We start from the raw sequence: 26,295 nt of genomic DNA on the forward strand, positions 1-26,295 counted from the left end.
GGTCAGCCGGCCATCCGCTTGATGGTGTTGGTGGTGCTCTGGCCGGCGACCAGCTCGGCCAGCATCACCTTGCCGCCGTAGCTGTGCACGAAATCGGCGCCCACCACCTGATCGACGCGGTAGTCGGCACCCTTGACCAGCACGTCCGGGCGGACCGCGCGGATCAGCGTTTCCGGCGTGTCCTCCCCGAAGATCACCACCAGATCGACCGAGGACAGGGAGGCGAGCACGGTGGCGCGCGCCGTCTCCGCCTGCACCGGCCGGGTCGGCCCTTTCAGACGCTGCACGGACTCGTCGCTGTTCAGCCCGACCACCAGCACGTCGCAGGCGGCGCGCGCCTGGGTCAGCAGGGAGATGTGGCCGGGGTGCAGCAGATCGAAGCAACCGTTGGTGAAGCCCACCCGCTTGCCGCGCAGGCGCCAGCGCTCCGCGCACTCCACCGCCTCGGCCAGCGTGGCGACCTTGCGCTCGCCGTGACGCCACTGCTGCTCGTGCAGGGTCTCCAGAAGCTCGGGTGCCCGCACCACGGCGGTGCCGACCTTGCCGACCACGATGCCGGCGGCGAGGTTGGCGAGGCGCGCGGCGTCGGCCAGTTCCACCCCGGTGGCAAGCGCCGTGGTCAGCGCCGCGACCGCGGTGTCGCCGGCCCCCGACACGTCGAACACCTCCCGCGCCTCGGCCGGCAGATGGGCCACCTCGCCGCCGCCGGTCACCACCGACATGCCGCGCTCGCTGCGCGTGGCGACCACCGCACCCAGCCCGCAGCTCTCGATCAGGTGGCGGCAGGCGGCGGTGACGTCCGCGTCGTCGTCGGCCGGCATGCCGGTTGCCTGCATCAGCTCCTTGCGGTTGGGGGTCACCACCCCGGCGCCGCGGTAACGGCGGTAGTCGGAACCCTTGGGATCGACCACCACCGGCAGCCCCGCCTCCCGTGCGGCGGCGATCAGCGCGGCGGTCAGCTCCGCCGTCAGCACGCCCTTGCCGTAATCGGACAGGATCATGGCACCGACGCCGGGCAGCACCGCCCGCACCGCCGCCAGAACCGCCTCGGCCGAGGCCGACGCGATGGGGATCACCGTCTCCGCGTCGGCGCGCAGGAGCTGCTGGCGGCCGGCGATGAAGCGGGTCTTCTCGGTGGTCTGGCGCCCCGGCTCCACCACCACGCCGCCGGCATCGCCCGTGGTCTCCGCCACCAGCCGGCGCAGCTCGGCCCCCGCCGCGTCGTTGCCGACCACCGACACGAAGCGGCAAGCGGCGCCCAGCGCCAGCACGTTGGCGGCCACATTGCCGGCCCCGCCGAGCATGGCCGTCTCCCGCTCGATCCGCAGCACGGGGATCGGCGCTTCCGGTGAGACGCGGTCGACCGACCCGTAGACGAAGCGGTCGAGCATGACGTCGCCGACGCACAGCACGGTGGCGTCGGCGAGCTTTTCGATGTGGCGGGCAAGGTCGCTCATGGGACTCCTCATAGCAACCCTGGGCGGGGAGCGCCAGAGACAGCACCGGGATCTCCGTGGCTACCCCGAAGGTTGCCGCGTTGCAGCATCGTGCGTCACACACCCATCACGCGCCCCATCACGCGACGGTGATCCCCCTCACGGCAAGGTGAGTGGCCGGTGAGCGGCTGCGGCTGGTTCACTGCGGGTGAGCTTTCCCGTGACCGGACCCGCGATGACCGCCGTGCAACACCACGCCGAACCGCCCGCCGCCGCCGACGCCCGGCCCCGCCACGGATGGCGGCGGCTCTGGCCGCTGGCGGTGCTGGCGGCCGGGCTTGGCCTGTTCGTGGCGCTTGATCTCGGCCGCTACGTCAGCCTGTCGGCGCTGGGGGAGCACCGCGCCGACCTCTCCGCCTTTGTGGCGGACAACGGCGCGCTCGCCGCCGCCGCCTATGTGGCCGCCTACGCCGTGGCGGTCGCTTTCTCGATACCGGGGGCGGTCGTGCTGACGCTGGCCGGCGGCTTCCTGTTCGGGACGGCGGCGGCCTCGGCCTACACGGTGGTGGGGGCGACGGCGGGGGCGGTCGCGGTGTTCCTGGCCGCGCGCTCGGCGCTGGGCGGGCTGCTGCGGGAGCGGGCCGGGCCGTGGGTGGCGCGGCTGGAGAGCGGCTTCCGCGAGAACGCCTTCAGCTATCTGCTGGTGCTGCGGCTGGTGCCGCTGTTCCCCTTCTGGCTGGTCAATCTGGTGCCGGCGGTGCTGGGGGTGCCGCTGGGCACCTACGCGGCGGCGACGGTGCTGGGGATCGTGCCGGGGGTGGTGGTCTACGCCGGCGTCGGCAGCGGGCTGGGCGCCGTGCTGGACGCCGGCGGCACGCCGGACCTGGGTGTGCTGCTGTCGGCGGAGGTGGTGCTGCCGCTGGTCGGGCTGGCGCTGCTGGCGCTGCTGCCGGTGGCGGTGAAGGCTTGGAGGACACGGCGGTGAGCAACGAGATCCGGTGCGACCTCTGCGTGATCGGTGCGGGTTCCGGCGGGCTGTCGGTGGCGGCCGGAGCGGCGCAGATGGGGGCGTCCGTCGTGCTGGTCGAGCGCGGCGCCATGGGCGGGGATTGCCTGAACACCGGCTGCGTGCCGTCCAAGGCGCTGCTGGCCGCGGCCAAGGCCGCGCACGGGGTGTGGAAGGCGGCACGGTTCGGCGTGGAGGCCCCCGAGCCCGCCATCGACCACGAGCTCGTGCACGCCCATGTCCGCGGCACCATCGACGCCATCGCGCCGCACGACAGCCAGGAACGGTTCGAGGGGCTGGGCGTGCGGGTGATCCGCGCCCACGCCCGGTTCATCGGACCCGATACGCTGGTGGCGGACGGCACGACCGTGCGCGCCCGCCGCTTCGTGCTGGCGACCGGCTCCCGCGCCTTCGTGCCGCCGGTCCCCGGCCTCGACACCGTGCCCTTCCTGACCAACGAGACGCTGTTCGAGGAGCCGCGCGCCATCGGCCACCTGATCGTGCTGGGCGGCGGCCCCATCGGGGTGGAGATGGCGCAGGCCCACCGCCGGCTGGGTGCGCGGGTGACACTGGTGGAGAAGGGCACGATCCTGCCGAAGGACGACCCTGAGCTGGTCGCCGTCGTCCGCCGCCATCTGGTCGCGGAGGGCGTCGACCTGCGCGAAGGCACCGGCGTCGCGCGCGTGTCCGGCGGGGTGACCGCCGTGCTGGATGACGGGTCGACGGTGGAGGGCACGCATCTGCTGGTCGCCGCCGGCCGGCGGGCGAACGTTGAGGAACTGGGGTTGGACGCGGCGGGGGTGGAGCTGGCGAAGAACGGCGTCGTCACCGACGCGCGGCTGCGCACCACCAACCGGCGCGTCTTCGCGGTGGGCGACGTGGCCGGCGGGCCGCAATTCACCCACGTCGCCGGCTACCACGCCGGCATCGTCATCCGCAACGCGCTGTTCCGCCTGCCCGCCAAGGTGAACTACGACGCCCTGCCCTGGGTCACCTACAGCGACCCCGAACTGGCGCAGGTCGGTCTCACCGAGGCGATGGCGCGCGAGCGGCAAGGGGAGGTGCGCGTGCTGCGCGCGCCCTTCGCGGAGAGCGACCGGGCGCGGGCGGAGGCGCGGACGGACGGGCTGGTCAAGCTGGTGCTGTCGCGCCGCGGCCGGGTGCTCGGCGCCTCCATCGTCGGGGCGCAGGCCGGGGAGCAGATCGCGCTGTGGACGCTGGCCGTGTCGAAGCGGCTGCATGTCGGGGCGGTGGCCGGGCTGACCCTGCCCTACCCCACCCTGGCGGAAACCGGCAAGCGCGCGGCCGGCGGCTGGTACACGCCGTCGCTGTTCGGCGAGCGGACGCGGCGGCTGGTGCGCTTCCTGGCCCGCTTCGGGTGACGCGGCTACCGCGGGCGGGGCGGTTGCCCTACACTCCCGCCCGTCCGCCCACCACGCACACGTCGTCCATGCGCCCCTCGCCCGTGTCCCGAAGCCTGTCGGCCAAGCTGCTGCTGCTGACGGTGCTGTTCGTCATGCTGGCGGAGGTGCTGATCTACACCCCGTCCATCGCCCGTTTCCGGCTGGCCTACCTGCAGGAGAAGCTGGCCTCGGCCCATCTCGCCGCCCTGTCGGTAGAGGCCGCCCCCGATCTGATGGTCAACAAGGCGCTGCAGCGCAAGCTGCTGGACCATGTCGGCGCCCACATGATCGACCTGATCCAGCCCGACGCGCGCGTCTACATGCTGTCGGCGGCCATGCCGCCGCGGGTCGACGCCACGGTGGATCTGCGCACCGCCGGGACCGCGGACATGATCCTCGACGCCTTCGCCGCCCTGTTCCGGCGTGGGGACCGGGTGATCCGGGTGGTCGACCGCTCCCCCCGCGACCCGGCGCTGCGGGTGGAGCTGGTGATGGACGAGCGGCCGATGATCACGGCCATGCACGACTTCTCCGGCCGCATCCTGGGGCTGTCCATCGTCATCTCGCTGATCACGGCGGGGCTGGTGTTCCTGTCGCTGAACGGGCTGTTCGTGCGGCCCCTGCGCCGGCTGACCCAGGCCATCGTGGAGTTCAGCCGCGATCCGGAGAACGCCGCCCGCACCCTGACGCCCGAACGTCGCACCGATGAGCTGGGTGTCGCCCAGCGCGAGCTCGCCACCATGCAGGACACGCTCAGCACCGCGCTGCGCCAGCGCGAGCGGCTGGCGGCACTGGGCACCGCGGTCGCCAAGATCAACCACGACCTGCGCGCCATCCTGTCCACCGCCGCCCTGCTGTCCGAGCATCTGGGAGAGAGCGCCGACCCCGAGGTGCGGCGGGTGACGCCGCGGCTGATGGCCTCCATCGACCGGGCGGTGGAGCTGTGCGGGCAGACCCTGTCCTACACGCAGGACGGGGTGCTGCCGCTCGACCGCCGGCCGGTGGACCTCGCGGCTCTGGTGGACGAGATGGGGCCGCAGGTGCTGGCCGCACTTCGCCCCGACGGGCAGCGGGTGGAGGCGCTGTGGGACAACCGGGTGCCGCCCGGCCTGTGTGTGCCGGCCGATCCCGTGCAGCTCGCCCGCGCCCTCGCCAACCTCGGCCGCAACGCGGTGCAAGCGGGGGCCGAGCGGGTGGTCGTGTCGGCCGAGGCGGCGGAGGGGCGGGTGCTGCTGACGGTGGCCGACGACGGCCCCGGCTTGCCGCCGCGCGCGCTGGCCAACCTGTTCCAGCCCTTCGCCGGCTCCGCGCGGGCCGGCGGCATCGGGTTGGGCCTCGCCATCGCGCGCGAGATCCTGCGCGCCCACGGCGGCGACCTGCGGCTCGCCGAAACCGGCGAGGCCGGGACGGTGTTCACGGCGGAGCTGCCGGGAGCCATCGAATCGCCGGCATCGTCGGTGCCCGATTGATCTTCGCCCGCCCTTTGCCCTATCAAGAGGGCCGTCGGGCTGAGGCTCGCCGCCGCGCCGTCGGGGCCGTGGCGGCACCAACCAGGAAGGGCAGGGTCGTGGAAGGCAGCGGCAAGTGGATCACGAGCGGCATCATCGTCTTCGTCGGCATTCTGGGGCTGCTCGCCGCCTCGCGGGCTGCCGACGGGGCGTTCTATTACGGCGGGTTCCTCGTCTTCATCATCAGCGTCGCCTACATCTTCATCACGGTCGGCCGCTATTACGACCGTGTGGAAGCCGCGCAGCATTCGCACGACGGGCACTGACAGGCCGCGGTTGCGGGCGTCGGGCCCACCTCCGCCCGTGGACCCGACGCCCGCAACCCCGCCCTACGCCACCTTGTCGATGTAGGCCAGCAGCGGGTCCCAGTCGGCGCGGTGCTCGGCGGCGCGCTTGCCCGTCATGTCGAACAGGCTGAGGCCGGACGCCGCGGCGTCGGGGTAGATCTGGCTGTCGCGCAGCCGCGTCACCACGCTGTGGCCGACGCCGCCCAGGAATTCGTCCAGCCGGTCGGCCGCCCGGGTGCGCGCCCGCATCCGGTTGCCGACCACCGCCACCGCCTTCTTGTTCTTGGCGATGGACTTCAGCTCCTCCAGCTTGTCGAGGAAGCGGCGGGTCGCCTGCTCGTCGAAGGCGCTGGGCAGCACCGGCAGCACGACCACGTCGGCCAGCTTCACCAGCTCCTCGATCTGCTTGGTCTTGAGCGCCGCCGGGGCGTCGATCACCAGACGGCCTGTGCCCTTGGGCGGGTCGGTGAAATCCTTCGCCCAGTCCATGCCGAGGACGGATGGCGCGGTGTTCGGGCGCCGGTCCATCCAGCCCAGCGAAGAGCGCTGACGGTCCACGTCCGCCAGCACGGTGGCGTGTCCCGCCTTGGCGTAGGCGGAGGCGAGGTGGGTGGCAATGGTCGTCTTGCCACAACCACCCTTTATGTTGGCAACCAGGACGGCAATCATCAGGGCCTCAGACTACGCCAAAGGGTGGGGTGTTACCAGAAGGGTTTGGTGTCCGCGAAATCCCGCCACAGGGCGAGCAGCCGCTCCTCCCCCTCCGTCACGCCGCGGGCGTGCCAGCCGATGACGATGCCGGCCGCACGCGCCTCGCCGGCGGCCGGCCGGCCGCCGTCCTCGTGCAGGTCGTGCATCAGCCGGGTCGCCGTCGCCACGTCGTTCAGGTGCCCCAGCGCGTCCTGGAAGGCCGAGACCTGCTGGATGTAGCGGCGGGCCGCCTTCTCCTCATAGAGCGCCCGGAAGAACTCCGACGCGTAGCGCAGCTTCTTCAAGGCGATGCGCACCTGGTGGCGCTCGTCCACCGTCAGGCCGGCGAAGCCCTTGCCGCTCTTGCGCGCCTTGCGGTGGCGTTTGGCGAGCAGCTCGTCGGCCAGCCCGCGCACCGGTTCGAACAGGCGGACCGACCGCTCGTCCACCCGCTGCTCGCGCCAGCCGCGCCCCTCCAGCCACGCCGCGAAACGGAGCTGGAAGCCGGTGTAGCGCTCCGACAGCACCGCCTCCCGCACGGCGTCGTAGGCACGGTCGCGCCGGGCCTTCGCCGCCTCCTCGAGCTGGCGCAGGTCGCCCACCACCGGCCGCCCATGCCCGCCGGCGGCATCCATGGCGTCGATGACGGGGGCGAGGAGATCGCCCAGGAACACGTCCCAGTCGCGCGCCGGCCCGAGGGTGGAGCCCAGCCACTTCACGTCAGCCACCAGCCCGTCATGCTGGTCGGCCGGCAGGAAGGGGCGGAACAGCGAGAAGGCGGAGCGCAGCCGGCGCAGCGCCACCCGCATCTGGTGCACGCCCTCCGGGTCGGTGCCCTTCAGCACGCTCGCCTCGTTGGCCGCGGCGTGGGCGAGGCAGGCGCGCATCACCCGGCACAGCGCGGTCTCCACCGAGTCCTCGGGATCGAGCGCCAGCTTCTCCGCCTTCACCGGGTCGTCCAGCGTGCCGGACGCGAGCGCAAAGCCGCGCGCCGCCTTGCTGCGCGATTCGACCCGCAGCGGCGCCACGCTGGCCAGCAGGCGCGCCAGCTCGAACAGCGCCGCCGGGTCGCCGCGCTTCAGCTCCAGCTCCAACTCCGACAGGGGGACGGTGCCGCCGCCGGGCAGCCGGATCTCTCCGGTGTCGAAGGCCAGCTCGATCGCCGCCTCCCCGCCGTCGATGACCCGGATCGTGCGGCGGACATGGCTGGTGAAGACGGGGCGCAGGTCGCCGGCGCCGACGGTGCCGAGCTGCTCCAGCGCCTCGGCCTCCGCGATCACCGACAGGTCGGGCTCCGGCCCGGCCACCGCCCATTCCCATTCGCCGCGGGTGAGGCCGCCGGCCGAGGTCGGCGCCGTCTTCAGCGTCTGCACGAAGCGCTCGCCCGACCGGCGAACGCGGAAGGTGACCAGCCGGCGCATCAGGTCGAAATCGTCGGTGTCGAAGTAGACGCTCTCCAGGGTCTTCGTGACCGCACGGCCGGCACCGCGCTGCTTGAGCAGCGGTGCGGCCCGCAGCCGCTCCAGATCCTCCGGGCGGACGGCCAGCTTCAGCTCCGTCTCCGCGTTCGGCGCGGTCGCGGCGGCACCCCCGGTGTCGTCCGTCGATTCGGTTTCGGTGACCATACCCCCTCGGCGTTTCGTTTGTTCACAGGCACGCCGCGAGCTTGAACCGATTTTTCGTCACTGGTCTATCGCAGCGGGCCTCTCGAACACCATCAATCTCGAAAGAAACGCGATTTCCGTCGATCGGTGGACCAGACCGGCACCGGTGAACAGCCCCGTCAGGTCGTCGCGGATGTAATGGGCGTAGTAGGGCTCGTGGAAGGCGACGGGGAACATCTCCAGCAGACCGTCCAGCTCCGGGTCGTCGCCGGTCTGCAGACTGTCCATGAAGACCAGGATGCCGCCCGGCTTCAGCACGCGGGCCAGCTCCGCCGCCACAGGCGCCCGCAGCTTCGGCGGCAGCTCGTGGAACAGGTAGATGCAGGTCACCACGTCCTGCGAGTCGTCGGCGACCGGCAGCGCCTCCGCCGCCCCCTGCACCGCCATGACGGTGCGGCGCCAGGGCGCCAGCCGCCGCCGCGCCTCGGTCAGATAGGCGACGGAGAGGTCCAGCGCCGTCACCGGCAGCCGCGGCCAGTTGTCCTTGACGAAGGCCAGGAAGCTGCCGGTGCCCGCCGCCACGTCGAGCAGGCGGCAGTCGGCGACCGTCCGGTCCTTCAAGTGCTGGAAGACCGGCACCAGCGCCTGCCGGCGCATGGCGTCGGCCCCGCCGCCGAACAGCACCTCCACCTGATGGTCGTAGAGCCGGGCGCTGCGTTCGGACAGGTAGCCATCGGTCTGGAAATGGAAGTTCTGCCGGTAATAGGCGGGCAGCCGCTCCACCCCCGGCGGCGGGTTGTCGCGCACCTCCACCGCGATCCGGCCGCGACGACGGCGCGCCACCTCCGGCACGTCGCGCAGGAAGGCCGCGGCATCCGCCAGCGCCCGGCGCGGGTCGGGCACGAGGTCGTGCGGCAGCCGGTAGAAGCCGGCCCGGATGTTTGCCAGATCCCGCCGCATCAGCGCGCGCAGCCGCTCCAGAATGCCGCGCGTGCCGGGAGCGCGCCCCTCCGCCGGCCGGCGATCGGCCGGCACCGCCGGCCCGGACAGCCGCGCCGCCAGCCGGTATTGCCCCAGGAACCACGCGATCCGCGCCGCCTGGCCGGCGGCATAGGCGGCCCGCTCCACCGCACCGATCATCAGTTCCGTGCCCCATCGATTCCGTCCTGCTGAACTATCTAGAGCGCCGAAGCCGGGCCGGAAGGGGTCCTGTCCGCAGGCGTCGCCGCCATGGGGCAAGCGCAAGCGGCGCTTGACCGGCAGCGGCAATTTGATAAATTGTTGAAACAACGAACAATATCGCTGAACAGGGAGCGCACAGCATGACAGACCATGAGTCCCCCGCCACCGTGCCGGCCGCGCTGGGGCGCCGGAACATCCTGAAGGCGGGCGCCGGCGTCGCCGTGGCTGGTGCCGTGGCGGCCCCCTTCGTCAGCAACCCCGCCCACGCGCAGACCCAGACTTGGCGAATCCAGACCTCCTGGCCGTCGGGCGTCGGTCTCGACACCTTCAAGGCGTGGTGCAACAGCATCGTGGAGAAGACCGGCGGCGAGCTGGCCTTCAAGCCCTACGCGGCGAAGGAGGTGGTGGGCGACTTCGAGCTGTTCGATGCCGTGAAGAACGGTGCGCTCGACGCGATGAACAGCTTCACGCTGTACTGGGCGGGCAAGCTGCCGGCCACCGTGTTCCTGTCCTCCTACCCGCTGGGGCCGCGCTACCCGCACGAGTGGGACTCCTTCTTCTATGGGCTGGGCGGGCTGGAGCTGGCGCGCGAGGTGTTCGCCAAGCAGGGCATGTATTATGTCGGCGTCATCCACCACGGCCCGAACATCATCCACTCCAAGAAGCCGATCCGCTCGGTGGAGGATTTCCGTGGTCTGAAGCTGCGCGTTCCCGGCGGCATGGTGGCGGAGGTGTTCCAGGCCGCGGGCGCCCAGACCACCCTGATGCCGGGCGGCGAGGTGTTCTCGGCGCTGGAGAAAGGGACCATCGACGCCGCCGACTACACCGGCCCGGCGGTCAACTACGCGCTCGGCCTGCATCAGGTGACGAAGTACATCACCATGGGCCCGCCGGGCTTCATGTCCGTCTACCAGCCGGTGGACGTGATGGATCTGGTGGTGAACCAGGGGGCGTGGGACAAGCTGTCGCCGAAGATGAAGCAGTTCCTGAACATGGAGGTCTTCGTCTATTCCACCATGCACCACGCCGCCATCCAGAAGGCCGACCAGGAGGCCTGGCCGAAGTTCCAGGCGGCCGGCACCACCGTGAACCGGCTGGCCGAGGAGGACATCGAGGAGCTGACCAAGCTGGCCATCCCCCGCTGGTTCGCCTGGGCCAACAAGGACAAGGACGCGGCGCGGGTCTTCAAGATCCAGCTCGACTACATGATGTCGGGCAGCCTGGGCTACGTCACGCCCGACCAGATCAAGGACCAGAAGCTGAGCCTGTGACCGGATGCACGTCCAAACTCGTGACGCCGGCGCGCCGCATCCGCGGCCGCCGGTTTTCTTTTGACCCCCGACCATCGCGATCCACCGCATGCCGACGATCAATCTGCATCTGCCGCACTGGCTCTATTGGGCCGGGCTGATCCTCTTCCCGCTGATCGGGACCGCGCTGGCCTGGCGGTCCCGCCGGCACGACGGTCCCCGCCTTCCCTCGCTTCCCTTCGCCTACATGCTGCTTCTGCTCGCCGGCTTCGTCGGCGCGCACCGCGTCTATCTGAAGAACCGCTGGTGGTGGGTGTTCGTGCCGCTGACGCTGGCCGTCATCATCGGCAACGGCCACATCCGCGACGGGCGCGAGCTGGTGTCGGCCGCGCGCGCCGACGTGCAGGCCGCGGCCGTGCAGGTCCGCCGCGCCGAGACCGCCGTTCAGAACAACGCCCGCAACGCCACGCAGCGGCTGGAGACGGCACGCGCCCAGGCGGCGGAGGCCGACGCGAAGATGACGGCGGCGCACGTGGTGCTCGACCGGGCCGAGATGGTCACCCGCACGCTGGCGCTGGTGATCGCCGGTCTGCTGGCCGCCGATCTGGTGCTGCTTCCCTTCCTGCACCGCAACCGCAGACGGGTGGAGGAGGTGACGCCGGTGGTCAACCCCTACCACTACGTCAACGCGGAGGCACCCTCCGCCGTGGAGACGGTGGAAGCGCCGACGAACGGCTTCACCCGCGCCATCGACCGCCTGTCCGAGCTGGTCGGTGGCTTCATCGCCTGGTGGACGGTCATCGCCGTCTTCTTCTATTACACGGAGGTGGTCTGCCGGTACCTGTTCAACTCCCCGACCACCTTCGTGCATGAGGCGATGTTCCTCATGTTCGGGATGATGTACCTGCTGTGCGGCGGCTACGGCTACCTGATCGACGCGCATGTGCGGGTGGACATCGTCTGGGCGCGGATGCGCCCACGGCTGCGCATCCTGGCCGATGTCCTGACGTCGGTCTTCTTCTTCATCTTCGCCGGCACGCTGGTCGCGACGTCCTGGATCTATCTGGACACGGCGTGGGAGGTGAAGGAGGTCTCCTTCTCCGACTGGGGCATCCAGTACTGGCCGATCAAGGGGGTGATGCTGCTGGGTTCCGTCCTGCTCCTTCTGCAGGGCACGTCGAAGTTCGTGAAGGACGTGCTCGTCCTGCGGTCGGGAAGGGTCTGAGCGATGGGTATCGAGATCGGGATCGAGTCGCTCACCATCCTCATGGTGGTGTCGCTGGTGGTGCTGCTGGCCGCCGGCCTGCCCATGGCCTTCGTCACGGGCGGGCTGGGCTGCGTCTTCCTCTTCGTCTTCGGCTCGCTCCAGGACCTGACGCTGGTGCCGAGCCGCATCTTCCCCTTCATGACCAACCACGACCTCGCCGCCATCCCGCTCTACATCTTCATGGCGGCGGTGCTGGAACGGGTCGGGATCATCGAGCAGCTGTTCGACACCGCCTACAAGGTGCTGGGCGGCATGCCGGGCGGGCTCGCCTCGGCGGCGGTGGTGGCCTGCACCATCCTGGCCGCGGTCTGCGGCGTGGTCGGGGCGACCGAGGTCGCCATGGGCATCATCGCCCTGCCCGCCATGCTGCGCCGCAACTACAACCCGGAACTCGCCATGGGCTCGATCCTGGCGGGCGGCACGCTGGGCATCCTGATCCCGCCCTCGGTGATGGCGATCGTCTACGCCGTGGTGGCGCAGCAGTCGGTGGGCGAACTGCTGATCGGCTGCGTGTTCCCCGGCCTGCTGCTGTCGGGCATGTACATCGCCTATGTCACCATCCGCTGCGTCATCGACCCGACGCTGGGGCCGCCGCTGCCGCCGGAGGAGCGCGTCTCCACCCGCGAGAAGCTGGCCCTGATGAAGGGCATCATCCCGCCGGCCATCCTGATCGTGCTGGTGGTGGGCGTGCTGTTCACCGGGGCGGCGACGCCGGTGGAGGCGGCCGGCATCGGCACCTTCGGCGCCCTGGTCATCGCCGGCACCTCGCGCGCGCTGACCTGGGACGTGATCGGGCAGGCCGGGCTGGCCACCGTGCGCGCGGTCGCCATGGTCATGTGGATCTTCTTCGGTGCCACCATCCTGGTCGGCTTCTACATCGTGGAGGGCGGGCAGACCTTCATCGCGGAGAGCATCCTGGGCACCGGGCTCGGCGCCTACGGCATCCTGTTCGTGATGATGGTGATCCTGTTCATACTGGGCATGTTGATCGACTGGATCGGCATCCTGCTGCTGACCGTGCCGATCTTCCTGCCGATCCTGGCCAAGCTGAGCTTCGACGGCCTGTTGGGCTTGCCGGGCGTGGAATCGAAGGACGTGGCGCTGTGGTACGGCGTGATCTTCATGGTCAACATGCAGATGGCCTTCCTGTCGCCGCCCTTCGGCTACTCGCTGTTCTACCTGAAGAGCGTCGCCCCGCCGGAGATCACCATGATCCAGGTGATCCGCGCCGCCATTCCCTTCCTGTTCCTCCAGGGGATCGGGCTGACGCTGGTGATCGTGTTCCCGGAGATCGCCCTCTGGCTGCCCCGGCAGGTGTACGGCTGAGGCGTTGCGACGCGCCGGTCGGGCGGGCGCCGCGCCCGCCCGACCGGGCGGTTGCATCGCGGCGCGCGCTGTGCTTCGTTTCGCCCCAAACGCGAAACCACAGACGCGAGCCAACGGGAGCACCGCCGCCATGAGCGATTTCAACACCATCGACGATCTGGACGTGAACGGACGCACGGTGCTGGTTCGCGCCGACCTCAACGTGCCGGCCAAGGATGGGGCGGTCACCGACACCACCCGCATCGACCGCCTCGCCCCAACCCTGACCGAGCTGGCGGGCAAGGGTGCCAAGGTGGTGGTGCTCTCGCACTTCGGCCGGCCGAAGGGCGGGCCGGACACCAAGAACTCGCTGCGCATCGTGCTGCCCGCCCTGTCCAAGGCGGTGGGGCAGGAGGTCGCCTTCGCCGGGGATTGCGTGGGCGACACGGCCGCCGCCGCGGTGGCGGCCCTGCAGCCCGGCGGCATCCTGCTGCTGGAGAACACCCGCTTCCACGCGGAGGAGGAGAAGAACGACCCCGCCTTCGCCAAGGCGATGGCTTCCCTCGGCGACCTCTACGTCAACGACGCCTTCTCCGCCGCGCACCGGGCGCACGCCTCGACCGAGGGGGTGGCGCACCATCTGCCCGCCGCCGCCGGCCGCCTGATGCAGGCCGAGCTGGACGCGCTGACCAAGGCGCTGGAGAAGCCGGAGCGGCCGGTCTGCGCCGTGGTCGGCGGGGCCAAGATCTCCACCAAGCTCGACCTGCTCGGCAACCTCGTGACCAAGGTGGACATGCTGGCGCTGGGCGGCGGCATGGCCAACACCTTCCTCTACGCCCAGGGCGTGGACGTCGGCGCCTCGCTGGCCGAGAAGGACATGGCCGACCAGGCCCGCGAGATCATGCGCAAGGCGGAGGCCGCCGGCTGCGAGCTGCTGCTGCCCAAGGACTTCGTGGTCGCCAAGGAGTTCAAGGCCGGCGCCGCCAGCCGTGTTGTGGCGGCCGAGTCCATCGGCGCCGACGAGATGGCGCTGGACGTCGGCCCGGCGACGGTCGAGTTCCTGGGGCTGAAGCTCCAGGGCGCCAAGACCGTGGTGTGGAACGGCCCGCTCGGCGCCTTCGAGATCAAGCCCTTCGACGCCGGCACCAACGCCGTCGCCGGCCTCGTCGCCGAGCGCACCGCCGAGGGCCGCCTGCTCTCGGTCGCCGGCGGCGGCGACACGGTGGCGGCCCTGGCCTCCGCCGGGGTCGAGGAGAAGTTCACCTATGTCAGCGCCGCCGGCGGCGCCTTCCTGGAATGGCTGGAAGGCAAGGCGCTGCCGGGCGTTGCGGCGCTGCGGAAGAAGTAAGGAACCGGTGCGCGGGGCGGCGCGCCTACGCCGCCTCGCTCAGCGCCGGCACCGGCTGGCTGTGCAGGCACTGGACGGTGAAGGGGGCGCGGACGCCGCCGCTGAACAGCTCGGCCACTTCCAGCGCGCGGCGCACCCGCGCCTCCGGCGACAGGCCGATGGTGGAGGCGAGCGAGCCCAGCGCGTAGTCGGCCCCGCAACCGATGGCGTGGTAGCCGCGCATGGCCTCCCCCACCTGATAATCGGACTGGACGGAGAAGAGCCGGCCCTCGGTGGCGACCAGGAAGTTGCCGCCGGACTCGACGTCGTTCGACTTGTGGGCGTAGCCGCCGTCCTTCAGGCAACCGCGCACCGCGTCCACGAACTCCACCACCATGTAGCGGAACAGGTCCTCGTCCGGCGCGCGTTCCGGCACCTCCAGCTTGTAGTGGAGGAGCTGGCCCATGCGGAAGGAATTGGTGAAGCCGATCAGCATGCCGGCGTTGTGGAACACCTTGGTGTCCGCCCGCACGGTGATGTCCAGCCCCGACACCCCGGCACTGTCGCCACCCATCCACACGCGGTCGCCATCGACCAGGCCCACGATGCAGGTCATGTCCACCCTCTTCCGGTTGCAACGGGAAAAGGGTGGCCGCGGGTGGTTAACCGATTCTTTCGGTACGCGGGCGTGGCCGGTGACAAAATTTCATCATTCCGCCGTCAGAACGGAAAGAACACCGGGATCAGCAGGCTCGCCACCGCCCAGAACAGCAGGTCGAGCGGCAGGCCGATGCGCACGAAATCCATGTATTTGTAACCCCCGGCGCCATAGACGAACAGATGCGTCTGGTAACCGATGGGCGTGGCGAAGCCGTTGGACGCGGCGAACATCACCGCCACGATGAAGGGCCGCGCATCGACGCCGAGCTGGTCGGCGATGCCGATGGCGATCGGCGTCAGCAGCACGCCGACGGCGTTGTTGGACGCGATCTCCGTCAGCACGACACCCAGCAGATAAAGCAGCGACAGCACCACATGCGGCCCGAACTGCCCGGTGACCGCGGTGATGGACTGGGCGATCAGTTCCACCCCGCCGGTCTTCTCCAGCGCCAACCCCAGTGGCAGCATGCCGAAGATCATGAACAGGATGCGCCAGTCGATGGACTTGTAGAGGTCGGCGTGCGGCACGCAGCCCAGAACCACCACCACGATGGCCGCGACCAGGGCCAGCGCCACGATGGGCAACACATCGCCGGCCGACAGCACCACCACCGCGGCCACCGCGGCGACGGCGATCCACGCCTTGTCGCGGCGCATCGGCCGGTGCTCGGGCTGGGTCAGGTTGATGAGGTCGCCGGACGCCACCAGCCGGCGGATGCCGTCGGCCGGCCCCTCCAGCAGCAGCGTGTCGCCGACCTCCAGCTGCACCTCCTCGAACCGGTTGCGCAGGTTCACACCCTGGCGGTGCACGGCGATGATGTAGACGCCGTAGCGCCGGCGCAGGTTGAACTCCGCCAGCCGGTGCCCGACGAAGCCGGAGCGGGGGCCGACGATCCCCTCGACCACCAGCGTGCTGCTGGTCTGGATCTCGTGCAGGTCCTCCGTATCGAAACCGACGCCGGCGCGCTCGCGCAGGCCCATCAGCCCGGCGACCGCGGCCTTGACGACCACCCGGTCGCCGGCCTCCAGCCGCACCTCGCCCAGGCCGCGGCGCAGCGATTCGTCGCCGCGGATCACGTCGATGACCCGGCCGTCGGCGGGGGTGGCCAGCTTCGCCTCCACCACCGACTTGCCGATCAGGTCGGATCCCGCGAGCACCACCACCTCGGTCAGGAAACGGCGCTGCGGCTGGTCGGACAGCAGGTCCGACGCCGTCTCCCGGTCCGGCAGCAGCCGGCCCGAGGTGAGCACCAGATAGGCGATGCCGACCAGTGACAGGCAGAAGCCGAGCGGCGCGATCTCGAACAGGCCGAAGGGCGCCTGCCCCATCCGCTGCGCCACCCCGTCCACCAGCAGGTTGGTCGAGGTGCCGATCAGCGAGCAGGTGCCGCCGAAGATGGCGGCGTAGGACAACGGGATCAGCATCTTCGACGGCGCCAGCGACAGGTGCCGGCACAGCCGGATCGCCACCGGCGTCAGGATCACCACCACCGGCGTGTTGTTGATGAAGGCGGAGATGGCCGCGGTCAGCAGGGTCAGCCCCAGCAGCGCCCGCACCCGCGTGTGGCCGATCATCCGCGTCGCGGTGTCGCCCACCGCCTCCACCACGCCCGTCCTCTCGAGCGCCGCCGACAGCACGAACATGGCGCCCACGGTGATGACACCGGGGTTGGAGAACACCTCCAGCGTCTCCTTCGTGGTCAGGATGCCCGACACCAGCAGCACCGCGGTGGTCGACAGCGCCACCAGATCCGGCGGCACCCATTCGCGGATGAAGGCCAGGAAGACCACCGCCAGCAGCACCAGCACGAAGACCTGATCCATCGTCATCGGCTGCTGCTCCTTCTTGCGTCGGTTGCGAGGATTGTGGAGCGGCGAGCGGAATGGCGCAAGCTGCGCCGCACAAGCGGGCGGCAGCGCGGCGGGGACCTTCCCCTTTTCCTTGCCCTCGGCGGTGAAAGCCGGTAAGCCGGGATGGAGCCCGCACCGACCGGTTATGGAAAGCCCATGCGCCTGTTGCGTTTCCTGCCCGACGAGACTCATTTCGATTTCGTCGGCAAGCGTCTGATCGCCTTCGCTCTTTCGGCGGCGCTGTTCGTCCTGACACTCGGCTCGCTCGGCGTTCAGGGACTGAATCTCGGCATCGATTTCGCCGGCGGCATCCTGATCGAGGCGAAGTCCGGCCAGGACATCGACGTGGGCGCCCTGCGCGCGACGCTGGGATCCAAGGACCTCGGCGGCGTCGAGCTGCAGCAGTTCGGTGGCCCGCGCGACATCCTGATCCGCGTGCAGCAGCAGGAGGGCGGCGAGGCGGCCAACCGCGCCGCCATCGAAACCGTGCGCGGCACCTTGGGCCCCGGCTGGGAATACCGCCGGGTGGAGCTGGTCGGGCCGAAAGTGGGCGGCGAGCTGCTGCGCGACGGCGTGATCGCGACGGTGCTGGCGATCCTGGGCATCACGGCCTATGTCGCCTTCCGTTTCGAATGGCAGTTCGGCGTGGCCGCCCTGATCGCCACCGCGCACGACGTGGTCTGCACGCTCGGGCTCTTCACGCTGTTCCAGCTCGAGTTCGATCTGACCGCGGTGGCGGCGCTGCTGACGCTGGCCGGTTACTCGATCAACGACACGGTGGTCGTCTTCGACCGCATCCGCGAGACGATGCGGCGGCAGAAGTCCTGGGACATGCGGATGCTGATCAATGAATCGGTGAACCAGACGCTGTCGCGCACCATCCTGACCAGCGGTTCCACTCTGCTGGCGATCCTGCCGCTGCTGATGTTCGGCGGCAGCGCGCTGTTCAACTTCACGCTGGCGCTGACCTTCGGCATCCTGTTGGGGACCTACTCCTCGGTCTATGTCGCGGCGGCGCTGCTGCTCTACATGAAACCGATCCGCCCCGGCCGCCCCGTGGCCGGCGAAGCGGCAACCGCGGGCGAGGGACGTTGAGACGATGGGTAGCTTCAGCATCGCGCACTGGCTGATCGTTCTGGCGGTGGTCGTGCTCCTGTTCGGGGCCGGCAAACTGCCGCGCCTGATGGGGGACGCCGCCAAGGGCATCAAGGCCTTCAAGGCCAACCTGAAGGATGACGACACGGCCGCCGCCCCGCCGGCCACGCGGCCGACCACCGACGCCTGACGGCCTGGGGTGGACAGGCTGCGCCCGGGTTCCGGGCGCATCGGCGGTTGAACGGGCCGCAAAATCCCGTCATACAGTAGGGCCGAACCCGGCGGCAGGTCCGTCGGGATTTTCGCGGCCACCCTGGATTCGTGCGGCCAACGTGAGCTTCAAGGACGAACTGAACGCCGCCGGAGCCAAGGCGGCAGCGCCGCCCCCATCCGGCACCGACGACATCGCCCGGCTGCTGCGCGCGCTGAACGAGGACCTGAAGGACGAGGAGCCCGCCCTCCGGCTGGATGAAGGCCCCGAGGACGAGGAGGAGCCGCGCCGCGACCGCGGCGTTCCGGTGATGATGATCGCCGCCGCCCTTCTGGCCGCGGTGGGGATCGGGCTTGCCGTGGTGATGTTCGACGGTGGCGGGGAGGTGCCGCCGGAAACGTCCCGGCCGACGGTCGCCGCCGTTCCCGCCCCCTCCGCCACCACGGCCACGCCCGGCGCCCAGCCGGAAGCGCTGATCGCACGGGCCGCGACCACCACGCCGGCCCTTGCCCCGGCACCCACCCCGGCCCCGGAGCCGGCCGGCGCTCCAGCACCGGCCGCCGCCGCGCCGGCCCCGCAGCAACCCGCATCGGCTCCAGCCGCCGTCCCTGCCGTTCCCGCTCCGGCCAGCACCGCCGAGTTGCAGGCGATGCTGCGTACGCCCGCCCCGACGACGGAACCGGCGGCGCCCCCGCCCAGCCGTGCGGTCGCTCCCACCCCCGCGCCTGCCCCCACACCGCGACAAGCCGCCGCGACCCCGCCCCCCGCGCCAGCGCCACGAGCTGCGGCGCCAGCTTCCACGCCGCCGGCCGCAGCGCCGGCCGCGCCGGCCGGCGACGGGCACTACGCGGTGCAGGTCGGCTCCTTCGGCGTGCCGGAGAACGCCACCGCCTTGCAGCGCCGTCTCGCGGAACGCGGCTTCAACGCCTACGCGCTGGACTGGACCGACCGCAACCAGCGCTCCTGGCGGGTGGTCCGCGTCGGCAATTTCCGGACCGACGCCGAGGCGCGCCGCGCCGCCGAGGACCTGAAGACCCGCCTCAGCCTGCCGGTGCAGGTCGTCACCACGCGCTGATCCAAAACGGCCGATCGCGCCCGCCGATCCCGGTTACGCCCCGCAACGATATGCCGCAGCGGCTCCCATCAGGGATCGCTGATGCGACCGGGGGGCCGGCTTGATTCGCCGGCGGCCTTGTCGGTACAGTGACCGCATCGGGTCCCTTCAAAACCCGACAACGACGAAGATCGTCCCCGGTGGAGGGACGACGGATCGGAGGATACGCGGGCCATGCAGCCGTCGATACTCGTCGCCGACGACGAGCCGAGCATCGTGCTTTCCCTGCAGGTGCTGTTGCAGAAGGCCGGATACCGCGTGCGCGTCGCCCGCAACGGCGAGGAGGCGCTGCAATCCGTGGCCGAGGAGCGGCCGGACCTGATCCTGCTCGACGCCATGATGCCCAAGCGCGACGGTTTCGACGTCTGCCAGTCCTTGCGCGCCGATCCGGGCTGCCAGGATCTGATCATCATCATGCTGACCGCGCGCAGCCGTGACGTGGAGCGGCAGAAGGGCATGGCGCTGGGGGCCACCGACTACATCACCAAGCCCTTCTCCACGCGCGAGCTGGTCGCCGTCGTGCGCAAGCATCTGCCGCTGCCGGACGCGGCGGGGGGCGCGGCATGACCCTGCCCGCCACGGGTGAATCAGCCGGCGTTCCCGCCCCGCAAGCCGCCGCGCCGGCACCGGCGGCACCACGGCGCGTCGTGCCGCTGGCCTTCCTGGGTGCCGGGGGCTTCCTGGTGCTTGCCGCCGGCGGGCTGGCCGTCTGGCTGAAGGGGGGCGGCAGTGCCGACCCGCTGACTAGCTTCGCCATCCTGATGGTCATGGCCGTCGCGGCGGCGCTGGGCGGGCTGTGGCTGGTGGTGGACCGGCGGCTGCTGCGCGCCGGCGCCACGCTGGCAAGCGAGGCACGGGTGGTCGGTCACGGCAGCGGCGGCGCCCGCATCCCGGCGGAGCGCTACGGCGACATGGCGGCGGTGGCGCTCGCCGTCAACGACCTCGCCGAGAAGCTGGTGGCGGCGCGGCGCGACATCGACCGGACCGTCGCCCACCAGACCACCGCGGTGGAGGAGCAGAAGACCCGCCTCGCCGCCATCCTGCGCGACCTGCACGAAGGCGTGCTGGTGTGCAACGCGCAGCATCAGATCCTGCTGTACAACCAGACCGCCGTCGACCTGCTGCAACTGTCCGGCACGCTGGGGCTGGGCCGCAGCCTGCTGCATTTCCTGGCCGCCGAGCCGGTGATCCACACACTGGAGCGGCTGACGCTGCGCGTGCGCGAAGGGCGGCACCTGCACCACGAGCACGGCACCACCGCCCAGTTCATCGGCGGCACCAAGGACGGCGGCGTGCTGCTGGAAGGCCGCATGAGCGTCATCCTGCAGGAACCCGGCGGGACGGAGGAGGGGCCACCGGTCATCACCGGCTACGTCATCACGCTGGCCGACGCGACGCGCGAGCTGGCGGCGCTCGGCCAGCGCGACGCGCTGCTGCGCGAGGCGACGGAGAGCTTCCGCAGCCCGATCGCCAACCTGCGCGCGGTCGTCGAGACCATGGCCGATTCCCCCGACCTGGGGGCCGACGATCGGGCCGCCTTCGAAGCGGCGATGCTGGAGTCCTGCAACGCCCTGTCGGACAAGCTGGAACGCGTGGCCGGCGAGTACCGGAACATCATCACCGGCTCCTGGCCGATGAGCGACATCCATTCCGCCAACCTGATCAATCTGGTCCGCCACCGCGTCGGCAGCGGCCGCAGCTACACGGTCACCCCCACCGGCCTGCCGCAATGGGTGCACGCCGACAGCTTCAGCGTCGTCGTGCTGCTCGATTACCTGATCGAATACGTGTACGCCCTGACCGCCATCGGCGCGTACGACCTCTCCGCCACGGCGGAGGGGCGCTGGGTCTATCTCGACATCGAGTGGCAGGGCCCGCCGGTGCCGAGCGGCATCGTCGACAGCTGGCTCGACCACCCGCTTCCCGACGCGCTGGGCGGCCTGACCGTGGGCGACGTGCTCCAGCACCACCGCAGCACCATGTGGAGCGAGGCGATCCGCGGTCGCGACGGTTTCGCCCGGCTGCGCGTGCCACTGCCGCCGGCGCTGTCCCCGCCCAGCGCCGGCAAGCACAAGGCGGCGGCTGCGGCGCGGCCGGAGTTCTTCGATTTCAACCTGCTCCACCAGCCGCTGGTGACCAGCGAGCTGGGCCGCACGCCGCTCGACCGGCTGCATTACGTGGTGTTCGACACCGAGACGACGGGCCTGGCGCCCTCGACCGGTGACGAGATCATCCAGATCGCCGCCGTGCGCATCGTCAACGGCCGCATCCTGACCGGGGAGACCTTCAGCACGCTGGTCAACCCCGGCCGGTCGATCCCGGCGGAATCGGTGCGGTTCCACGGCCTGACCGACGCCATGGTGGCCGACGCTCCCGACATCCGGACCGTGCTGCCGCAGTTCCGCGCCTATGTCTCCGGCGCCGTCATCGTCGCCCACAACGCCGCCTTCGACCTGAAGTTCATCAAGATGAAGGAGCGGGCGGCGGGCGTGCGCTTCGACACGCCGGTGCTCGACACCATGCTGCTGTCGCGCATGCTCCAGGGCGACGACGGCGACCACACGCTGGACGGCATCGCCCATCGGCTGGGGATCGAGGTGGTGGACCGGCACACCGCGCTCGGCGACAGCCTGGTCACCGCCGCCATCTTCCTGAAGATGATCGACATGCTGCGCGAGCGCGACGTGCGCACGCTGGACGACGCCATCCGCGCCGCCAACATCATCGTCGAGCTGGCCCAGCGGGAGCGCGCCTTTTGAGCCCGCCCCCGGCGGGCCGACCGTCCCCCGGCCCGCGCGGCGCACGCCCGGGGACGGACCGGCTCGCCGCCCTGTTCCTCGCCGCCGCGGTGGCCTTCAACCCACCGCTGCTGCGCGTCTTCGGCGCCGGCGACACGGTATTCGGGCTGCCGCTGCTGTACCTGTACGTGTTCGCCGTCTGGCTCGGGGTGATCGGGCTGCTGGCGGTGCATGTGGAGCGGCGCGGAACCGGGGGGTGACGCCATGCCCTGGCCGCTGATCGTCGCCGCCAGCCTCGCCTATCTGCTCGGTCTCTTCGCCATCGCCTATTGGGCCGACCGGCGGGCGGATGCGGGACGCAGCGTGATCGCGTCGCCGTACGTGTACGCGCTGTCGCTGGGCGTGTTCTGCACGACCTGGACCTTCTACGGCTCGGTGGGGCGTGCGGCGTCGCTGGGCATCGGCTTCCTGCCGATCTATCTCGGCCCCACCCTGCTGATGATCCTGGGGCCGCTGGTGCTGCGCCGGGTGCTGCGGGCGGCCAAGGAGCAGCGCAGCACATCCATCGCCGACTTCATGGCCAGCCGCTACGGTCGCAGCCAGGGGCTGGGCGGGCTGGTGGCGCTGACCGCGGTGGTCGGCGTCACCCCCTACATCGCGTTGCAGCTCAAGGCGGTATCGGTCAGCTTCGCGGTGCTGTCGGGGGCCGACCCGTCGGGCCGCGCGGGCGGGCTGGGCCTGCCCTTCGTGCTCGACAACGCCTTCTACGTGGCGGTGGTCATGGCCGCCTTCGCCATCATCTTCGGCACCCGCCACATCGACGCCGCCGAGCATCACGAGGGCATGGTCGCCGCCGTCGCCTTCGAATCGGTGGTCAAGCTGGTGGCCTTCCTGGCGGTCGGCACCTTCGTGGTGTGGTGGCAGTTCGCCGGCCCGCAGGACCTGTTCGGCCGCGCCGAGGCCCACCCGGAGATCCGGGCGCTCTACACCGCGGCCCCGGCCTTGGGCGACGGGGGCTGGGTGACCACCACCCTGCTCGCCATGGCCGCCGTGCTGTGCCTGCCCCGGCAGTTCCAGGTGATGGTGGTCGAGACGGTGAACGAGCGGCACCTGGACCGCGCGCTGTGGCTGTTCCCGCTCTATCTGCTGCTGATCAATCTGTTCGTGCTGCCGGTGGCGGTGGCGGGTCTGCTGCTGTTTCCCGGCCGCGTGGTGGACCCCGACGTGTTCGTGGTGGCGCTGCCGCTGCACGGCGGGGCGGAGTGGCTGGCGCTGCTGGCCTTCCTGGGCGGGCTGTCGGCGGCCACCGGCATGATCATCGTGGAGGCCATCGCGCTGTCCACCATGGTGTGCAACGACCTCGTCATGCCGCTGCTGCTCAGGCTGCGTCATCGCAGCATCGAGAGCCGGGCCGACCTGTCGCCGCTGCTGCTGCTGATCCGCCGCGTCGCCATCGTGGCGATCCTGGCGCTGGGCTACGTCTATTACCGGGTGGCGGGATCGGCCTACGCGCTGGTCGCCATCGGGCTGATCTCCTTCGCCGCGGTGGCGCAGTTCGCGCCGGCCCTGGTGGGCGGCGTGCTGTGGTCCGGTGCCACGCGGCGCGGCGCGCTGGCGGGGTTGAGCGCCGGCATCCTCACCTGGGCCTACACGCTGCTGCTGCCCTCCTTCGCGCGGTCGGGCTGGCTGCCGGCGGCCTTCATCGAGCGGGGGCCGTGGGGGGTGGAGCTGCTGCGCCCCTACGCCCTGTTCGGGCTGGACGGGCTGGACCCGCTGACCCACTCGCTGTTCTGGAGCCTGCTCGCCAACATCGGGCTGTACATGGTGGTGTCGATCCTAGACCGGCCGCCGCTGGGCGAGCGGACGCAGGCCACCGCTTTCGTGGAAGGGCTGAGCCCGGCCGACCCGGCGGCCGCGGCCGGGGAATGGCGGGGCCGCGCCACGGTCGGTGACCTGCGGCGGATCGTCGCGCGCTTCCTCGGCCCCGCCCGCGCCGACGCCGCCTTCGCGCAGTTCGCGGCTGGCCGTGGGCAGCCGCTGGAACCGGAGCGACGGGCGGGGGCGGAGCTGGTGCGCTTCGCCGAGCGGCTGCTGGCCGGTGCCATCGGTGCCGCGTCCGCCCGGGTGGCGCTGGCGTCCGCGGTGAAGGGGGCGGAGGTCGGGCTGCCCGAGCTGATGCGCATGCTGGACGAGACCAGCCACGTCATCGAGTACAGCCGCCAGCTCGAACACAAGACGGCTGAGCTGGAGCGCACCAGCACCGCGCTGCGCGCCGCCAACGAGCGGCTGAAGGAGCTCGACCGGCTGAAGGACGAGTTCCTGTCCACCGTCACCCACGAGCTGCGCACGCCGCTGACCTCCATCCGTGCGCTGACCGAGATCCTGTACGACAACCCCGACATCGAGGCCGAACAGCGGCAGGAGTTCCTGGGCCTCGTCATCAAGGAGAGCGAGCGGCTGACCCGCCTGATCAACCAGGTGCTCGACATGGCGAAGATCGAGGCGGGGGAGATCGACTGGCAGGTCGGCCCCATGGACCCCGCCGCCGCGGTGGAGCAGGCGGCGGCGGCCACCAGCCAGCTTTTCCGCGACAAGGGCATCCATCTGGACGTCCGCATCCCGCCCGCCCTGCCGCCGGTGCTGGGCGACTACGACCGTCTCGTGCAGGTGGTGGTCAACCTGCTGTCCAACGCCGCCAAGTTCACCCCCGGCGGCGGCACCGTGACCGTGGCGGTGGAGCCGGCGGACGGCCTTGTCCGCGTGACCGTCACCGACAGCGGCCCTGGCATCGCCCCCGAACACCACGCCGCCATCTTCGACCGCTTCCGCCAGGTCGGCGACCCGATGACCGACAAGCCCCAGGGCACGGGGCTGGGCCTCGCCATCAGCAAGCGCATCGTCGAGCATCTGGGCGGCACCATCGGGGTGGAGAGCGAGCCGGGGCGGGGGGCGCGGTTTGCTTTCACCGTGCCGGTGGCGGGGCATGCCAACCCGCCGGCGCCGCACGTCTGACGCCGGGTCTGCGCGAAGCGCTTGACCCCACCTGCGGCCGGGCGCGCGTCTGTTCGGGTCGGATCGGCAACACCGACATCCGTCACCGGCGCCGCTGCTAAGGAGCATCCGTCGATGCCTGACGATCTCTATGACCGCGACTTCTACGCCTGGGCCAACCGGCAGGCGGCTTTGCTGCGCGCCGGCGATCTGTCCGCGGCCGACATCGACCACATCGCCGAGGAGATCGAGAGCATGGGGCGCAGCGAGAAGCGGGAACTGGTCAACCGCTTGGCGATCCTGCTGCTCCATATGCTCAAATGGCAATTCCAGCCTGGGCTGCGAGGCAACAGCTGGCGGCTCGGCATCAAGGAGCAACGTTACCGGCTGGCCGACCATCTCGCCGACAACCCCAGTTTGAAGGCGCGCCTGCCGAACGCCATCGCCGATGCCTACCGGCTGGCCCTGGTCGAGGCGGAGCGGGAGGCCGGACTGCCGGAGGAGACCTTTCCCGAAAGTTGCCTCTGGCCCGTCGAAAAGTTGCTGGAGCAGGGGTTCCTTCCCGACTGAGGGTTGACGCACCCGCCCCGCTCCCCTCCTTAACGTTTCCTTATCCGCAACTCCGGCATCGTCCGGTCATAGGTCGGAAGGCCCGCGCGACGGTCCGTTCGGGGGAGTGCGTTGCTGTGTCGCTGATCAAGTGGAGTGAAGAGGGCGGGCAGGTCCGGCTGGGGTTGCCGGGGGACCTCGACCTGCCCATGGCGCAGCCTCTGCTGGACAGCTTGCGGCACGCGCTCTCCGCGGGCGGCGATGTCGCGGTCCTGGCCGAGGGGGTGGAGCGGGTCAGCACGGCGTCGGTCCAGGCGCTGCTGGTGGCGTCCCGCGCCGCCGCCGAGGCCGGGGTCCGCTTCGTCATCCTGCGGCCGTCCGAGGTGCTGGTGGAGACCTGCGACGATCTGGGTCTCGCCAGCTGGCTGAATCGTTGGAGTCAATCGTGAAGAAGAAGGTCCTGACGGTCGACGACTCGCGCACCATGCGTGAAATGGTCGCCTTCACGCTGAAAAGCGCCGGTTACGACGTGCTGGAGGCGTCGGACGGGCAGCAGGCCCTGGGGCTGATCGGCACCAACCAGGTCGATCTGGTAATCGCCGACCTGAACATGCCGGTGATGGACGGGCTGACGCTGATCCGCCGGCTGCGCGCCATGCCGGCCCACCGGTCGCTGCCGATCCTGATGCTGACCACCGAGGCCGACGACAGGAAGAAGCAGGAGGGGCGCACCGCCGGGGCCACCGGCTGGATCGTCAAGCCCTTCAACCCGGAGAAGCTGGTCTCCGTCGTCCAGAAGGTCTGCGGCTGATCCGCGCGCC

24 protein-coding genes are annotated in these 26,295 nt (G+C 70.7%); 18 read left to right on the forward strand and 6 right to left on the reverse strand.

Annotated features, from left to right (window positions below; all coding sequences use genetic code 11):
* Nucleotides 1-2: 2 nt before the first annotated feature.
* The gene (gene rfaE1, locus HL658_RS19600; protein WP_180284031.1) at nucleotides 3-1,457 is read right to left on the reverse strand and encodes a D-glycero-beta-D-manno-heptose-7-phosphate kinase; all 1,455 of its coding nucleotides are present in this window, start codon (nucleotides 1,455-1,457) and stop codon (nucleotides 3-5) included.
* Between the two features lie 214 nt (nucleotides 1,458-1,671).
* On the opposite strand from rfaE1, the gene HL658_RS19605 reads away from it, so the two are divergent.
* The 4 genes from HL658_RS19605 to HL658_RS19620 all read left to right on the forward strand — a co-directional run bounded on the left by HL658_RS19605 (nucleotide 1,672) and on the right by HL658_RS19620 (nucleotide 5,619).
* Nucleotides 1,672-2,421, forward strand: coding sequence for a TVP38/TMEM64 family protein (locus HL658_RS19605; protein WP_180284030.1), 750 nt, complete (start codon nucleotides 1,672-1,674; stop codon nucleotides 2,419-2,421).
* Nucleotides 2,418-3,824: an FAD-dependent oxidoreductase gene (locus HL658_RS19610; protein WP_180284029.1), complete on the forward strand. Its 1,407-nt coding sequence runs from the start codon at nucleotides 2,418-2,420 to the stop codon at nucleotides 3,822-3,824. Before HL658_RS19605 ends, HL658_RS19610 begins: the two co-directional genes overlap by 4 nt.
* A 68-nt stretch (nucleotides 3,825-3,892) precedes the next feature.
* Nucleotides 3,893-5,314 (forward strand): sensor histidine kinase, encoded by a 1,422-nt coding sequence (locus tag HL658_RS19615; RefSeq protein WP_180284028.1) that lies wholly within the window; start codon nucleotides 3,893-3,895, stop codon nucleotides 5,312-5,314.
* Between the two features lie 98 nt (nucleotides 5,315-5,412).
* On the forward strand, nucleotides 5,413-5,619 hold the full coding sequence (locus HL658_RS19620; RefSeq protein ID WP_180284027.1) for a hypothetical protein: 207 nt from the start codon (nucleotides 5,413-5,415) through the stop codon (nucleotides 5,617-5,619).
* 63 nt (nucleotides 5,620-5,682) lie between these two features.
* Here HL658_RS19620 and HL658_RS19625 read toward each other — a convergent pair whose 3' ends face one another.
* The 3 genes from HL658_RS19625 to HL658_RS19635 are packed head-to-tail and all read right to left on the reverse strand — an operon-like array spanning nucleotide 5,683 to nucleotide 9,074.
* Nucleotides 5,683-6,309, reverse strand: a complete 627-nt coding sequence (locus HL658_RS19625) for a ParA family protein (protein WP_180284026.1) — start codon at nucleotides 6,307-6,309, stop codon at nucleotides 5,683-5,685.
* A gap of 32 nt (nucleotides 6,310-6,341) precedes the next feature.
* The gene (locus HL658_RS19630; RefSeq protein WP_180284025.1) at nucleotides 6,342-7,955 is read right to left on the reverse strand and encodes a CYTH and CHAD domain-containing protein; all 1,614 of its coding nucleotides are present in this window, start codon (nucleotides 7,953-7,955) and stop codon (nucleotides 6,342-6,344) included.
* A gap of 57 nt (nucleotides 7,956-8,012) precedes the next feature.
* Complete coding sequence (locus HL658_RS19635; RefSeq protein WP_180284024.1) at nucleotides 8,013-9,074, reverse strand: class I SAM-dependent methyltransferase; 1,062 nt, start codon at nucleotides 9,072-9,074, stop codon at nucleotides 8,013-8,015.
* Between the two features lie 182 nt (nucleotides 9,075-9,256).
* Here HL658_RS19635 and dctP point away from each other — a divergent pair, with 182 nt between their 5' ends.
* The 4 genes from dctP to HL658_RS19655 all read left to right on the forward strand — a co-directional run bounded on the left by dctP (nucleotide 9,257) and on the right by HL658_RS19655 (nucleotide 14,286).
* Entirely contained in the window at nucleotides 9,257-10,387 is a 1,131-nt protein-coding gene (gene dctP, locus HL658_RS19640) for a TRAP transporter substrate-binding protein DctP (protein WP_180284023.1), read from the forward strand.
* A gap of 88 nt (nucleotides 10,388-10,475) precedes the next feature.
* Nucleotides 10,476-11,591: a TRAP transporter small permease subunit gene (locus tag HL658_RS19645; RefSeq protein ID WP_180284022.1), complete on the forward strand. Its 1,116-nt coding sequence runs from the start codon at nucleotides 10,476-10,478 to the stop codon at nucleotides 11,589-11,591.
* Nucleotides 11,592-11,594: 3 nt separating this feature from the next.
* Nucleotides 11,595-12,959: a TRAP transporter large permease gene (locus HL658_RS19650; protein WP_180284021.1), complete on the forward strand. Its 1,365-nt coding sequence runs from the start codon at nucleotides 11,595-11,597 to the stop codon at nucleotides 12,957-12,959.
* 130 nt (nucleotides 12,960-13,089) lie between these two features.
* Nucleotides 13,090-14,286 (forward strand): phosphoglycerate kinase, encoded by a 1,197-nt coding sequence (locus tag HL658_RS19655; protein ID WP_180284020.1) that lies wholly within the window; start codon nucleotides 13,090-13,092, stop codon nucleotides 14,284-14,286.
* 25 nt (nucleotides 14,287-14,311) lie between these two features.
* Here the strand turns inward: HL658_RS19655 and HL658_RS19660 are convergent, their stop codons facing one another.
* Nucleotides 14,312-14,881 carry a hypothetical protein gene (locus tag HL658_RS19660; RefSeq protein WP_180284019.1) on the reverse strand — a complete coding sequence of 190 codons (570 nt, stop codon included), beginning with the start codon at nucleotides 14,879-14,881 and terminating at the stop codon, nucleotides 14,312-14,314.
* 104 nt (nucleotides 14,882-14,985) lie between these two features.
* Entirely contained in the window at nucleotides 14,986-16,755 is a 1,770-nt protein-coding gene (locus HL658_RS19665) for an SLC13 family permease (protein ID WP_180284018.1), read from the reverse strand.
* A gap of 177 nt (nucleotides 16,756-16,932) precedes the next feature.
* Between HL658_RS19665 and secF the strand changes: the two genes are divergently transcribed.
* From secF to HL658_RS19715, 10 genes are all read left to right on the forward strand, one after another.
* Nucleotides 16,933-17,871, forward strand: coding sequence for a protein translocase subunit SecF (gene secF, locus HL658_RS19670; RefSeq protein ID WP_180284017.1), 939 nt, complete (start codon nucleotides 16,933-16,935; stop codon nucleotides 17,869-17,871).
* A gap of 4 nt (nucleotides 17,872-17,875) precedes the next feature.
* On the forward strand, nucleotides 17,876-18,061 hold the full coding sequence (locus HL658_RS19675) for a twin-arginine translocase TatA/TatE family subunit (protein ID WP_180284016.1): 186 nt from the start codon (nucleotides 17,876-17,878) through the stop codon (nucleotides 18,059-18,061).
* 142 nt (nucleotides 18,062-18,203) lie between these two features.
* On the forward strand, nucleotides 18,204-19,157 hold the full coding sequence (locus HL658_RS38050) for an SPOR domain-containing protein (protein ID WP_180284015.1): 954 nt from the start codon (nucleotides 18,204-18,206) through the stop codon (nucleotides 19,155-19,157).
* Nucleotides 19,158-19,370: 213 nt separating this feature from the next.
* Nucleotides 19,371-19,763, forward strand: coding sequence for a response regulator transcription factor (locus HL658_RS19685; protein ID WP_180284014.1), 393 nt, complete (start codon nucleotides 19,371-19,373; stop codon nucleotides 19,761-19,763).
* Nucleotides 19,760-21,955, forward strand: coding sequence for a 3'-5' exonuclease (locus HL658_RS19690; protein WP_180284013.1), 2,196 nt, complete (start codon nucleotides 19,760-19,762; stop codon nucleotides 21,953-21,955). The genes HL658_RS19685 and HL658_RS19690 overlap by 4 nt, the downstream gene beginning before the upstream one ends.
* On the forward strand, nucleotides 21,952-22,194 hold the full coding sequence (locus HL658_RS19695) for a hypothetical protein (RefSeq protein ID WP_180283907.1): 243 nt from the start codon (nucleotides 21,952-21,954) through the stop codon (nucleotides 22,192-22,194). The genes HL658_RS19690 and HL658_RS19695 overlap by 4 nt, the downstream gene beginning before the upstream one ends.
* A gap of 4 nt (nucleotides 22,195-22,198) precedes the next feature.
* A complete protein-coding gene (locus HL658_RS19700) occupies nucleotides 22,199-24,946 on the forward strand; it encodes a sensor histidine kinase (RefSeq protein WP_180284012.1) in 2,748 nt (915 codons plus the stop codon).
* A 114-nt stretch (nucleotides 24,947-25,060) separates the two neighbouring features.
* Complete coding sequence (locus tag HL658_RS19705) at nucleotides 25,061-25,495, forward strand: DUF29 domain-containing protein (protein ID WP_180284011.1); 435 nt, start codon at nucleotides 25,061-25,063, stop codon at nucleotides 25,493-25,495.
* Nucleotides 25,496-25,611: 116 nt separating this feature from the next.
* Nucleotides 25,612-25,923 (forward strand): STAS domain-containing protein, encoded by a 312-nt coding sequence (locus tag HL658_RS19710; protein WP_180284010.1) that lies wholly within the window; start codon nucleotides 25,612-25,614, stop codon nucleotides 25,921-25,923.
* Nucleotides 25,920-26,285, forward strand: a complete 366-nt coding sequence (locus HL658_RS19715; protein WP_180284009.1) for a response regulator — start codon at nucleotides 25,920-25,922, stop codon at nucleotides 26,283-26,285. Before HL658_RS19710 ends, HL658_RS19715 begins: the two co-directional genes overlap by 4 nt.
* Nucleotides 26,286-26,295: the final 10 nt, after the last annotated feature.

This window comes from Azospirillum oleiclasticum (assembly GCF_013423485.1).
GTDB classification, from domain to species: domain Bacteria; phylum Pseudomonadota; class Alphaproteobacteria; order Azospirillales; family Azospirillaceae; genus Azospirillum; species Azospirillum oleiclasticum.